Below are 11,934 nucleotides of genomic sequence, written 5' to 3'. Positions count from 1 at the left end.
GACGATGTGCGCCCACAGACCACTGTCCACCGTTGAGGTGCGCAAACAGAATCGAAATCGCGTCTATCGCCACCTGATCACCCTTTGGGAGCCTGTCACCAAGCAGGAGCTGGCGTTTCGCCTGTCCATGAGTCTGCCCACCCTGTCTCAAAACCTGAATGAATTGGCGGAGATGGGACTGATTGACCGCTCAGCCACCACCGACTCCACCGGCGGACGGCGGCCCAGGCTGATCGCGCCCCTGCCCAACGCCCGGTTTGCCCTGGGCGCGGAGCTGACCGGAGGGGATCTGCGCCTGGTGGCGGTAAATCTGCGCCAGGAGACGGTGGCCTATCAGAAAATCATTCTGCCCTTTTCCAATACGGCGGAGTATGGAGCCCGCCTGGCCGAACTGATCGAGGTATTTTTGGATGAAAATCATCTGGACCGGGACAAGCTGCTGGGCGTGGGGCTGACGCTGCCGGGCATCATCGGCCCGGACCAGAGTACCATTGAATATGCTCCCACCATCGGCGTGCATACCTCCACGCCCTGTCGCTTTACCAGCGCCATTCCCTATCCCACCCTGTTGGACAACGACGCCAACTGCGGCGGATTTGGGGAGTGGTGGAACCGCACCGATCAGCAGAGCATGGCCTATCTCTCCCTGAGCCGAGGCGTTGGCGGTGCCATTCTGGTAGGTGGGCAGCTGTACGATGGCATCAGCCATCGGGCCGCTGAGTTTGGCCACATGTGCCTGCATCCGGGAGGCCGCCGCTGTGAGTGCGGCCGCCAGGGCTGTCTGGAGGCCTACTGCTCCGCGGCCCGCATCTCCGACGATTTGGACGTTACTCTGGAGGTGTTCTTCCAGCGCCTGGAACAGAGCAACTCTCCCTATCAGGAGCTGTGGAAGAACTATCTGGAGGACCTGGCCACCGCGGTTACCACCATCCACACGATTTTGGATTGCCCGGTGATGATCGGGGGAGCGGTCTCTCAGTATCTGCCGCCTTACCGCAGCCAGCTGGCCAAGCTCATCCGGGAGCTGGACCCCCTGTCCGACCAGACCGACTTTTTCACCTTCTGCCCCAGTTACAGCCGCTCCATCTGTATTGGTGCAGCCACCCGTTTTCTCTACGATTTTGTCAATCAACTCTGAGCATTCCACCGCCCTTCGGGGCGGTGGAATTTTTTGTTGTCAATTTGTTCAAAATTGAATGATTCAATTTGTACAAGGCGCTAAATGTACAAATTTGCGAAAAATCCTGTTGACATTCGAATTTGTTTTGTTGTATTCTATGGACAGAAAGAGAAAGGATTTTTACAAAAGTTCTTTCTCTAACTTCGGAAGCCGTCGAATGTCGGCGGCATCATTTTAAATGAAGGAGCGATTGAAATGAAAAAGCGTATCCTGGCTCTTGCTCTGTCCGCGGCCATGGCCCTGTCTCTGGCTGCCTGCTCTGGCGGCGGCGATGCTTCCGGTTCTGGTTCCGGCTCCGGTTCCGGTTCCAACTCCGGCGAGACCAAGAAGGTCGGTCTGTCCATGCCCACCCAGTCCCTGGAGCGGTGGAACCGTGACGGCTCTTACCTGGATGAGCAGTTCAAGAGCGCCGGCTATGAGACCATCATTACTTACTCCGACAACGATACCAACCGTCAGGTCAGCGACATCCAGAACATGATCGCTGAGGGCGTGGATCTGCTGGTGGTGGCCGCCATCGACGGCGAGGCCCTGAACACCGTGATGAACGAGGCCGGCGAGGCTGGCGTTCCCGTTATCGCTTATGACCGCCTGATCATGAATGACAACGTGTCCTACTACGTGTCCTTTGATAACTACACCGTCGGTACCCTGCAGGGCCAGTATATCGTGGATGCCCTGAATCTGAACAACGCCGAGGGTTCCTTCAACATCGAGCTCACCGCCGGTGACCCCGCCGACAACAACGCCGGCTACTTCTTCCAGGGCGCCATGGACGTGCTGAATCCCTTCATCGAGTCCGGCAAGCTGAAGGTGGTCTCCGGTCAGACTGACTTTGACGCCGTGGCCACCGATAAGTGGGATACCTCCACCGCTCTGGACCGTGCTCAGACCGTGCTGGCTTCCTACTACGCTGACGGCACCCAGGTCGACGCCTGGCTGTGCTCCAATGACTCCACCGCTCTGGGTGTTGCTCAGGCCATCGAGTCTGACTACACTGGCTCCAATCAGCCCATCATCACCGGCCAGGACGGCGACGAGGCCAACCTGAAGAACATCGTGGACGGCAAGCAGTCCATGACCGTGTACAAGGCCGTGGCCAACGAGGCCGTGGTTACCCTGGATCTGGGCAAAGCCATCCTCAACGGCGAGACCGTGGACGGCAGCCTGATCGAGAACGCCGGCTGGGATTTTGACTGCTCTTACGACACCGAGTCCTATCCTGTGGAATGATGGGCGCACCGCCCAGGAGGTGGACTACCTCAACGAGGTGGTGGGACGGGAAAAGCTGTCCGCCCTCACCGCCAACATCGCCTTCGCTGGGTTCACTGCCCCCAAGATTTTGTGGATGAAGAAGCATGAGCCGGAGAATTTCCAGCGCATCCGCAAGATCATGCTTCCCAAGGACTACATCAACTACATCCTTACCGGCGTCCACTGCACCGACTACTCTGACGCCAGCGGCATGCTGCTGCTGGACGTGGAGCACAAGTGCTGGAGCCGGGAGATGCTGGACATCTGCGGCATCACCGAGAGCCAGATGCCCAAGCTCTTTGAGAGCTATGAGGCGGTAGGAACCCTGCTGCCCGAGATGGCCCAGAAGCTGGGCCTGCCCGAGAACGTAGTGGTGTGCGCCGGCGCGGGCGACAACGCCGCCGCCGCCGTGGGCACCGGGACCGTGGGCGCGGGGGGATGCAACATCTCTCTGGGCACCTCGGGTACCCTGTTTATCTCCAGCGACCACTTCGGGGTGGACCCCCACAACGCTCTGCACGCCTTCGCCCACGCCGACGGCTGCTACCACCTGATGGGCTGCATGCTCTCCGCCGCCAGCTGCAACAAGTGGTGGATGGATGACATCCTGGGTTCCCAGGACTACGCCGGGGCCCAGAAGGACATTACCGATGACAAGCTGGGCTGCAACCACGTGTACTTTTTGCCCTACCTCATGGGGGAGCGCTCTCCCATCAACGATACCAACGCCCGCAGCGTCTTTATCGGCATGACCATGGATACCAGCCGCACCGACCTGACTCAGGCGGTGCTGGAGGGCGTGGCCTTTGCCATCCGGGACAGCTTTGAGGTGGCACGGTCCCTGGGGCTGGACATCAAGCGCAGCATGATCTGCGGCGGCGGCGCCAAGAGCCCCCTGTGGAAGAAGATCATGGCCAATGTGCTCAACGTGGAGCTGGATACCCCCGCCTCCGAGCAGGGACCCGGTATGGGCGGCGCTATGCTGGCCATGGTGGCCTGCGGAGCCTATCCCAGCGTGCAGGCGGTGTGCGACAAACTGGTGAAGGTGGCGGACACCGTCCGTCCCGATCCGGAGATCGCTGCGCGCTATGAGCAGCGCTATGAGCAGTTTGCAAAAATCTATCCCGCGCTGAAGGGACTCTACCCTCAGCTGCTGTAAGCGAAACAAGGAGGGGCGTACATGAATGAAGAGGGACGTTTGATTCTGCGCCTGGCCGTGGGGCTGTACCTGGTCTATTTGGCCTACATGCTGATCTCCGCCCAGATGGCGGGAAATACCGGTATGAGCGATGTGATCGCCTATGCCGGAGGCGGCATCTTGGGTCTGGGCGGTCTGGGCTTCTGCGACTACGCCCTGGTACGCTACTTCAAGGAGCGGAAGGCCCGGCAGGAGAAGAAAGACGTGCCGTCGGAGGAGGAGCCGTGAAACGCCGCTCCTTTCGGGAAATGGCGGTGCGGGTGGTGCTGCTGCTCATCGGGCTGTGGATCGCCCATCTGGGCGTGACCCTGTTTCTTCAGACCAACCTGGGCTCCGATCCCTTCAACGTCTTTGTCCAGGGCCTGTTCCGGGCCATTCCCTGGCCCGCCTGGGCCGGAATGACCCACGGCCGGGTCCATCTGCTGGTATCGCTGCTCATTATGGTGGTGCTGCTGGTGGTGGACCGCAGCTATGTAGGCATCGGCACCGTGCTGTGTATGGCCCTGGGCGGCCCTATCATCGATGTGTACACCCTGTGGCTGTCCCCCTTCCTCAACGAGACCCTGCCCCTGGCGGTCCGGGTGCCCATGCTGGCAGTGGGCTGCGTTATCCTGGCCTTCGGCATGACCATCGTCATCCGCTCCCAGGCGGGCACCGGTCCCAACGACCTGGTGGCGGTGGTGCTCAGCGACAAGAGCGGGAAACCCTTCGGCCCGGTGCGCATCGGGGTGGACCTCACCTTCGCTCTGGTGGGCTTTGCCCTGGGAGGCGTGGTTGGGATAGGCACTATCATCTGTGCCTTCCTGGTAGGCCCTGCCGCTCAGCTGTTTTTCCCTGTGAGTGAAAAAATTTGTGTGTGTGTTTTGAATCAATTTGCGGGAGTAAACTCCCGGTCTTGAGGTGATAAGCTATGATCATCCATTCAGTCTTTGACGCCGCCTTTGCCCCCTACGGCAAGGTGCTGGGAGGCTATGACACCGCCGCCCTGACCGACACCCTGAAGTCGGTGACTCCCGTGCCCGATGGGGTGGACTACGTCCCCTCCCAGCCGGAGCTGGAGCAGCTGCCCATCGCCGGACAGTTTGCCTCCAACGCCTACGGCGGCATGCCCATCCAGCTGGGATGGTGCAACGGACACAACACCCGTCTCAACTGCCTGGAGTACCACCGGGACAGCGAGCTGAACATCGGCGCCCAGGACTTTATCCTCCTGGTAGCCAAGGAAGATGATATCGTAGACGGCCGTCTGGACACCGCCAAGGTGAAGGCCTTCCGGGCTCCTGCCGGCGCAGTGGTGGAGGTATATGCCACCACCCTGCACTACGCCCCCTGTTCTGCCGCTCCCGGAGCCGGCTTCCAGGTGGTCATCGTGCTGCCCCGGGGCACCAACGGCCCCAAGCCCGCCATCACTTCCCTCAACGGAGAGGATGAGACCCTGTGGGCCTGCAACAAGTGGCTGCTGGCCCACGCCGACAGCAGCGAGGCCGCTCAGGGCGCTCCCGTGCGGCTGGATGGTATCAATGTGGATATTGCCGCGGATCTGTAAGCGGTAGATTTGAAAAGAGAGGTCTGATTATCATGTTTGCCAATATTCCTGAGGTCAAGCTGGGCATCATTGCTGTGTCCCGCGACTGCTTCCCCATCGCCCTGTCCACCCAGCGCCGCCAGAATATCGTCGCCGCCTACGGCGAGGGCCTGTATGAGTGCCCCATCACCGTGGAGAACGAGGCCGACGCTCTGAAGGCCCTGGACGACGTGAAGGCCCACGGTGTCAACGCCCTGGTGGTCTTCCTGGGCAACTTCGGTCCCGAGACCCCCGAGACCATCCTGTGCCAGAAGTTTGACGGCCCCACCATGTATGTGGCCGCTGCCGAGGGCGACGGCGATCTGATCAACGGCCGCGGCGACGCCTACTGCGGCGTGCTCAACTGCTCCTATAACCTGGGTATGCGCCACCTGAAGGCCTACCTGCCTGAGTACCCCGTGGGCACCGCCCAGGAGTGCGCCGACATGATCCGGGAGTTTGTCCCCATTGCCCGGGCTATCATCGGCGTGAAGAACCTGAAGATCATCACCTTTGGCCCCCGTCCCCAGGACTTCTTTGCCTGCAACGCCCCCATTAAGGGCCTGTACGAGCTGGGTGTGGAAGTGGAGGAGAACTCCGAGCTGGACCTGCTGGTGGCCTACAAGGCTCACGCTGGGGACAAGCGCATCCCCGAGGTGGTGGACGACATGCAGAAGGAGATGGGCGAGCGCACCTACCCCGACCTGCTGGAGCGGATGGCTCAGTTTGAGCTGACTCTGCTGGATTGGGCCGAGCAGCACAAGGGCGCCCGGAAGTATGTGGCCTTTGCCGACAAGTGCTGGCCCGCCTTCCCCGAGCAGTTCGGCTTTGAGCCCTGCTATGTGAACTCCCGCCTGGCCTCCCGCGGTATTCCTGTGGCCTGCGAGGTGGATATCTACGGCGCTTTGAGCGAGTACATTGGCGCCTGCATCACCGGTGACGCCATCACCCTGCTGGACATCAACAACTCCGTGCCCAAGTACATCTACGACGAGGACATCGCCGGCAAGTTCGACTACGACATCAAGGACACCTTCATGGGCTTCCACTGCGGCAACACCCCCAGCTGCAAGATGTGCAACGGCTGCGCGGTGAAGTATCAGCTCATCCAGAACCGCCTGCTGGAGAACGGCGGCACCCCCGACTTTACCCGCGGCACCCTGGAGGGCGACATCGCCCCCGGCGAGATCACCTTCTACCGCCTGCAGTGTGACAGCGAGGGCAACCTGCGCTCCTACATCGCTCAGGGCGAGGTGCTGCCTGTGGCCACCCGTTCCTTCGGCGGCATCGGCATCTTTGCCATTCCCGAGATGGGCCGCTTCTACCGCCACGTGCTCATCCAGAAGCGCTATCCTCACCACGGTGCGGTGGCCTTCGCCCACTGCGGCAAGGCTCTGTTTGAGGTGCTCAAGTACTTCGGTGTCTCCGACATCGCCTACAACCAGCCCAAGAGCCTGCCCTATCCCACTGAGAATCCCTTCCAGTAATTCCCGATTCAAAACGGGGCGCTGTCAAACAGCGCCCCGTTTTTTTGTTGGCTAAAAATTATTTTGCAAGTCGGCGGCAATTTTCTTCCATTTTCCACCGTTGTATATTATAATGGCATTAAGTTCTCCGCTAAGGGGTGGAGAGACGAAGGAAGCAAGCAGTTCCCCAATCATACCATGGAATTATTGAGGAGGAGAGGCACATGAAACCCTATGCGTTCGGCGTTGACTTGGGCGGAAACGCCATTAAGATCGGTCTGTTCCAGACCACAGGCAATTTGGTAGAAAAGTGGACCATTCCTACCCGTCTGGAGGACCATGGCAGCCATCTGCTCAGTGATGTGGTGGACGCCATCCGCGCCAAGATGGAAGAGCGCTCCCTGACCTGGGATGTGGTCGAGGGCGTGGGCATGGGCGTGCCCGGACCGGTGGACCAGGACGGCACGGTGATGCGCTGCGTCAACCTGGGCTGGGACATTCTGAATGTGCCCAAGGCGGTGCAGGAGCTGGAGCCCGCCATTGAAAAGCTCAAGGTAGCCAACGATGTAAACGCCGCCACTCTGGGCGAGATGTGGCAAGGCGGTGCCCAGTGGAACAACAGCGCCGTGATGGTGACCCTGGGCGTGGGCGTCGGCAGCGGCATTGTAGTGGATAACAAGGTGTTTGTGGGCAGCACCGGCGCCGCCGGTGAGATCGGCCACATGTGCGTCAACCCCAAGGAGACCGAGCGCTGCACCTGCGGCAACTACGGCTGCCTGGAGCAGTACTGCTCCGATACCGGTCTGGTACATATCGCCAAGATGGTGCTGGAGGAGCTGCCCGAGGCGCCCAGCATGCTGCGGGAGGGAGAGATCACTCCGGAGTCCATCTGCCAGGCCGCCAAGAAGGGCGACATTGCCGCCTCTGAGGTGATGGAGCGCTTTGGACAGCTCATGGGTCAGGCCCTCACCGCTGTGGCCTGCACCGTCAATCCTCAGGTCTTTGTTATCGGCGGCCAGATGGCCCAGGCCGGTATGGTGATCCTCAAGCCCATTGAGACCTATTTCCGCCGCTATGCCTTCCACGCATTCCGCAACACGCCCTTTGTGCTGGCCGAGCTGGGCGAGGACGCTGGCATCTACGGCAGCGTGCGTATGCTCTTTGACGAGGTCAAGCTGGAGGAAGAGCCCGAATTGGAGGAGGAAGAGGAGCTGGATCTCTGACCCACCGTGTCCCCGGCTGGGGACACTTCGGTACCATATGGACGATTTGCCAGGGAGGATGGCAATGAAAAAGATCTCGTTCACGGCCCTGGTCAGCATGGTGCTCAGCTGCGTGATCTGCAGTATCGCGGTCAACTGGGTGGCCCTGCCCAACGGCTTTGTCGTTACCGGCATCACCGGCCTGGCCATGACGGCGCAGGCTTTTACCGGCATCAACTATGCGCTGATCTACTACGGTCTCATGCTCCTGATCCTGGTGCTCACCTTTGTGATGCTGGGCTATCGGGAGGTGTCCAACATCCTGTTTCTCTCCTTCCTGTACCCCCTGGTACTGTGGGTGCTCAACCACTGGACGGTGGAGATCATTTTGAAGGAGAAGCTGATCGCCGTGATGCTCTTCGGCGTCATCTACGGGGTGGGTGCAGGAATCACCTACCGCCTGGGCTACTCCTATGGCGGTACCGATACCCTGGCCAAGATCCTCAAAACCAAGGTGCTGAAGGCGGTGGAGCTCAAGCACATCCTGCTGGCACTGGACGGGATCATCATGGCTGTGATGCTGCTGCGATTTAGTCTGGATGTGGTGGCCTACGCTCTGGTAGGACAGATCATCTACGTCAACAGCATGAACTACGTCATCTTCAACATGGGGCCCAAGCTCTATGAGATCCAGATCGTGTGTGAAAACTCCAAAGCCATCGAGTCCTTTGTCATCCATGAGATCCACAAAAGCGCCACCCTCAGTCAGGTCACCGGCAGCTACTCCGGCCAGACCAAGACCCAGGTGGACTGTGTGTGCAACTCCCGGGAGTATGTACAGCTGCGGGAGTTTATCCGGGATCAAGGGGTAGACTGCTTCATCAAGGTATTTCCTCTTACCCATGTGTTTGGACAGAACAAGGATTTCCATCGGCTCAGCGATGAGAATCTGTAAAGACAAAAAAGACGGACCGCAGTGCGGTCCGTCTTTCTTTTTGTCTTAGCTCTTCCCCAGAGCCTTCTGGCTGCCGGTGTGGTAGATGGGCTTCCACTCCACCTTCCGGACCAGAGCGGCCAGGGAGATGGGAACGTAGGTAAACATAAAGATGGGGAAGGTAAATACGTACAGGATCTTCTTGTAGGTAGGAATCTGGATCTGCTTCCACTCGCTGAGCACAGTCAGAGCGCCGAAGAGCAGCAGGCCCAGGTAGAAGTTGACCACGGTAGAGCAGGCAAAGCTGCCGGACACGGCCAGAATCTTGTTGGTGATGTACACCGGCTGGCCCCAGCAGGCCAGGCAGACCACCAGGTTGAAGGCCAGGGTCACCAGGGTGAGCAGCATACCGGGAGCGACAGTCATAAACATGTCGTAGCAGGACCAGCTCTGACGGGTAGGCTTACGCAGGAAGCCGCGGGTCAGGGCGGCGCTGTAATTGGCGTTGACCTGATAGAAGCCCTTGGACCAGCGCAGACGCTGATCCCAGCTCTGACGGAAGGTGGTGGGCTGCTCGTCATAGATGACCGCCTTGTCGCAGTAGCCGATGCGGCGGCCCTTCAGAGCGCAGCTGACGGAGAACTCGATGTCCTCGGTGAGCAGGTGGAAGGGCCAGCCACCGTTCTCACGGATAACGTCGGCATTGATCAAAAAGCCGGTGCCGGAGACGTGGCAGTTGGTGCCCAGAAGCATACGGGGGAAGTTGAGGAAGCGGGCCTCACGCAAGAACCAGATGGCGTAACCGGAGGAGATCCAGTTGTCGCCAAAGTTGCGGGAGTTGCGGTAGCAGGTGATGGCGCCGTAGTTGCCGCTGTCAAAGACCTTGTTCATCTCAGCGGTGAAGTTGGGGTCCACCAGATTGTCCGCGTCAAAGATCATGTAGCCGTCATACTTGTCACGGCCCTCATGGTGCAGGGTGCGGAAGAGGAAGTCCAGGGCGTAGCCCTTGCCCTTCTTGTTCTGGTTGAAACGCTCATAGACAATGGCGCCGGCCTGGCGGGACACCTCAGCGGTGTTGTCGGTGCAGTTGTCGGCCACCACATAGATGTCCAGGCAATCCTGAGGATAGCGCTGCTCTTTTAATGAGTGGATCAATTCTGCAATAACGCCTGCCTCGTTCCGGGCGGAAATCACCGCGGCATAGCGATGGATCTTGGCATCCTGGGACTGAGTCCAATGGTTGCGGCGGATCACGCCGATCACCAGGTAGACCAGCTGGTAAAAATAGGCCACCGTGAACAGGACCGCCAGGAAGAGGTTGAAGGCCTCCACCAGTTGAATCATATTCATGTTAATCACCTTTTAAATATCATTGTTTATCGTCTTCGGACCAGACTCAATGTACTGGGTCTGATACATCATAGCACGCTTTTAAAATATTACAAGATTGTTTCATGAGTCTTAATGAAAAGTTAAGAGTTCGTTCATAAATTCACAAGGTTGCGGGAACATTTTGGCCTGAGTTTCCTTGAATTTCCTGTGCTAACTTGTACATTCCTAACAAAACTTAAGAAAAAGATTTTTGCAGAGACTTTTAACCTATGAAATACTTTCTTAACAATTTACGAATTTCGCTTTCCTTTTTCGCAAAAAAACGGACCGTGGATAGGCTCCGTCGGTCCGTTCATATGTAAGATTTTCCATGCCTTCCAGCATCAGCCGCGCCCCCGCAGCAGCTCCTCGGCCAGCCCCTCCCGGACGACCAGGGCGGTAAACAGGCCGGTGTTGAGGGTGCCCTCCAGGGCGGAGGCGGCCGTATTGGCCGAGCACAGCCCGATTACCCGGGGACAGCGGGACAGAACCTCCCGGGGGATCTGGATGGCAAAGTCCCGGTCGGAGGTGATGATCTCGCCCTCCTGGTTAAAGTAGTAGTTGAGCAGCCGCCCGCAGGCCCGGTTGCGGTGGAGCAGGTCTCCATACCGGGCCACCGAGGCGAAATCCGGGGTGGAGGGGTAGTTGCCGATGTTCACCAGGGCGGTGTCCATCTGCTCCCACTGCAGGTGGGTCTGGCGGTAGAGCTGGGTAGAGCAGAGCAGCTCCCGTTCCTCCCAGCTCTGGGCCAGAGCGGGCAGATTGAGAAAGTAGGGCTCTGCCCCCAGGCGCTCGGCCAGCAGGCGCACATTTTCGTTGGAGTGGTAGTTGCGGATGGGGATGCCTGCGCTGCCCAGCAGGGGACAGATGGTCTGTACCGGGCCGTGCCGCCGGGGTTCCTGCTCCAGTACGGTTACCATCTGGCCGATAAAGTGGCCCCAGCCGATGCCCACCCGGCGTGCGCGCAGCCGCTCCAGCAGATCAATGGCTGCCAGGGCCAATGTCTGGTTGGTCTGGCCGTCGCCCCCTGCGTCGGGACAGAGGACCACATCCCGCAGAGACCAGCGGACACACAGCTGCTCGGTCAGATCTTGCCGCTGCTGGCCGGGGGTGTGGACGGTGATCTCCACCACACCCAATTCCCGGGCCTCGCTGAGCATCCGGCTGACCAGGGGGCGGGAGACCCCCAGCTCCTTGGCGATGTCACTCTGCTTCCAGTCCTCCAGGTAGTACCGCGTGGCCACATGGGCCAGCCGCCGCAGCCGCTCCTGACTGTCCTGCATCCCGCTCCCTCCTTCCTGCTTGGTTACGTATGTTACAGGGTATCACAGTTTTTTGTCCCGCGCAACCGGGTTGGGACAGAAACAGGCCGCCAGGGGTGCTGGCGGCCTGCTGGGGGACGTAACAGGGGGAGCGGTCAGTTGGCTTCGTACAGCTCCAGGATGGCGCCGTCCTTCCAGACAAAGGCCAGGCGGTCCTTGTCATTGGCGGGCATGGGGCCGCAGATGACGCTGTCGGCGTCGGCAATGTACTTCTCCAGATTATCCACTTTGTAGGCCACGTGAGGGTTGCGGTGGATCTCCTCGGGGAAGGGGGTGCCCTCCTCAAACTTCAGATACTCGATCTTATAGTCGTAGTCGTCCACGTTGCTTACCCAGAACTTGGCTCCCTCGTTGTAGGTCATGCCGGGCTTGCGGTTGGTGACAGGAATGCCGATGTGCATATACTCAGCGGACATAATGGGTCCTCCTATCCATATTGTATT

General features: G+C 59.4%; 12 protein-coding genes. 9 read left to right on the top strand and 3 right to left on the bottom strand.

What is annotated here, in order from left to right; genetic code table 11:
* The first annotated feature begins 4 nt into the window (after window positions 1-4).
* The 9 genes from ACEVJL_RS06240 (at window position 5) to ACEVJL_RS06200 (ending at window position 8,819) form a co-directional block, all read left to right on the top strand.
* Window positions 5-1,138, top strand: coding sequence for an ROK family transcriptional regulator (locus ACEVJL_RS06240; protein WP_151075244.1), 1,134 nt, complete (start codon window positions 5-7; stop codon window positions 1,136-1,138).
* 237 nt (window positions 1,139-1,375) lie between these two features.
* On the top strand, window positions 1,376-2,413 hold the full coding sequence (locus ACEVJL_RS06235; RefSeq protein ID WP_374737215.1) for a substrate-binding domain-containing protein: 1,038 nt from the start codon (window positions 1,376-1,378) through the stop codon (window positions 2,411-2,413).
* Window positions 2,373-3,593 carry a xylulokinase gene (gene xylB, locus ACEVJL_RS06230; RefSeq protein ID WP_374737214.1) on the top strand — a complete coding sequence of 407 codons (1,221 nt, stop codon included), beginning with the start codon at window positions 2,373-2,375 and terminating at the stop codon, window positions 3,591-3,593. Before ACEVJL_RS06235 ends, xylB begins: the two co-directional genes overlap by 41 nt.
* A 21-nt stretch (window positions 3,594-3,614) precedes the next feature.
* A complete protein-coding gene (locus tag ACEVJL_RS06225) occupies window positions 3,615-3,860 on the top strand; it encodes a hypothetical protein (RefSeq protein ID WP_110441502.1) in 246 nt (81 codons plus the stop codon).
* Window positions 3,857-4,531, top strand: coding sequence for a YczE/YyaS/YitT family protein (locus ACEVJL_RS06220; protein ID WP_374737213.1), 675 nt, complete (start codon window positions 3,857-3,859; stop codon window positions 4,529-4,531). The genes ACEVJL_RS06225 and ACEVJL_RS06220 overlap by 4 nt, the downstream gene beginning before the upstream one ends.
* Before the next feature lie 11 nt (window positions 4,532-4,542).
* Window positions 4,543-5,178 carry a DUF4867 family protein gene (locus ACEVJL_RS06215; RefSeq protein WP_302667160.1) on the top strand — a complete coding sequence of 212 codons (636 nt, stop codon included), beginning with the start codon at window positions 4,543-4,545 and terminating at the stop codon, window positions 5,176-5,178.
* A gap of 32 nt (window positions 5,179-5,210) precedes the next feature.
* Window positions 5,211-6,683 (top strand): L-fucose/L-arabinose isomerase family protein, encoded by a 1,473-nt coding sequence (locus ACEVJL_RS06210; protein ID WP_235398287.1) that lies wholly within the window; start codon window positions 5,211-5,213, stop codon window positions 6,681-6,683.
* 203 nt (window positions 6,684-6,886) lie between these two features.
* Entirely contained in the window at window positions 6,887-7,885 is a 999-nt protein-coding gene (locus ACEVJL_RS06205; RefSeq protein WP_235398288.1) for an ROK family protein, read from the top strand.
* 64 nt (window positions 7,886-7,949) lie between these two features.
* The gene (locus ACEVJL_RS06200) at window positions 7,950-8,819 is read left to right on the top strand and encodes a YitT family protein (protein WP_008982197.1); all 870 of its coding nucleotides are present in this window, start codon (window positions 7,950-7,952) and stop codon (window positions 8,817-8,819) included.
* Between the two features lie 45 nt (window positions 8,820-8,864).
* Here the strand turns inward: ACEVJL_RS06200 and ACEVJL_RS06195 are convergent, their stop codons facing one another.
* From ACEVJL_RS06195 to ACEVJL_RS06185, 3 genes are all read right to left on the bottom strand, one after another.
* Window positions 8,865-10,148, bottom strand: coding sequence for a glycosyltransferase family 2 protein (locus ACEVJL_RS06195; protein ID WP_008982196.1), 1,284 nt, complete (start codon window positions 10,146-10,148; stop codon window positions 8,865-8,867).
* Between the two features lie 365 nt (window positions 10,149-10,513).
* A complete protein-coding gene (locus tag ACEVJL_RS06190) occupies window positions 10,514-11,452 on the bottom strand; it encodes a sugar-binding transcriptional regulator (RefSeq protein WP_374737212.1) in 939 nt (312 codons plus the stop codon).
* 134 nt (window positions 11,453-11,586) lie between these two features.
* Window positions 11,587-11,907, bottom strand: a complete 321-nt coding sequence (locus ACEVJL_RS06185; RefSeq protein WP_008982194.1) for a VOC family protein — start codon at window positions 11,905-11,907, stop codon at window positions 11,587-11,589.
* Window positions 11,908-11,934 lie beyond the last annotated feature (27 nt).

The organism is Flintibacter porci, from assembly GCF_041925195.1.
In the GTDB taxonomy this organism is placed as follows: domain Bacteria; phylum Bacillota; class Clostridia; order Oscillospirales; family Oscillospiraceae; genus Lawsonibacter; species Lawsonibacter porci.
Note: the sequence above shows the minus strand (reverse complement) of the source record. Positions and strands in the feature narration are given on the sequence as shown.

Excerpts from the sequence above, each read along its gene's own strand:
- ACEVJL_RS06240 (WP_151075244.1), top strand. The coding sequence starts at position 5 with ATGTGCGCCCACAGACCACTGTCCACCGTTGAGGTGCGCAAACAGAAT.
- ACEVJL_RS06235 (WP_374737215.1), top strand. The coding sequence starts at position 1,376 with ATGAAAAAGCGTATCCTGGCTCTTGCTCTGTCCGCGGCCATGGCCCTG.
- ACEVJL_RS06225 (WP_110441502.1), top strand. The coding sequence starts at position 3,615 with ATGAATGAAGAGGGACGTTTGATTCTGCGCCTGGCCGTGGGGCTGTAC.
- ACEVJL_RS06215 (WP_302667160.1), top strand. The coding sequence starts at position 4,543 with ATGATCATCCATTCAGTCTTTGACGCCGCCTTTGCCCCCTACGGCAAG.
- ACEVJL_RS06210 (WP_235398287.1), top strand. The coding sequence starts at position 5,211 with ATGTTTGCCAATATTCCTGAGGTCAAGCTGGGCATCATTGCTGTGTCC.
- ACEVJL_RS06205 (WP_235398288.1), top strand. The coding sequence starts at position 6,887 with ATGAAACCCTATGCGTTCGGCGTTGACTTGGGCGGAAACGCCATTAAG.
- ACEVJL_RS06200 (WP_008982197.1), top strand. The coding sequence starts at position 7,950 with ATGAAAAAGATCTCGTTCACGGCCCTGGTCAGCATGGTGCTCAGCTGC.
- ACEVJL_RS06195 (WP_008982196.1), bottom strand. The coding sequence starts at position 10,148 with ATGAATATGATTCAACTGGTGGAGGCCTTCAACCTCTTCCTGGCGGTC.
- ACEVJL_RS06190 (WP_374737212.1), bottom strand. The coding sequence starts at position 11,452 with ATGCAGGACAGTCAGGAGCGGCTGCGGCGGCTGGCCCATGTGGCCACG.
- ACEVJL_RS06185 (WP_008982194.1), bottom strand. The coding sequence starts at position 11,907 with ATGTCCGCTGAGTATATGCACATCGGCATTCCTGTCACCAACCGCAAG.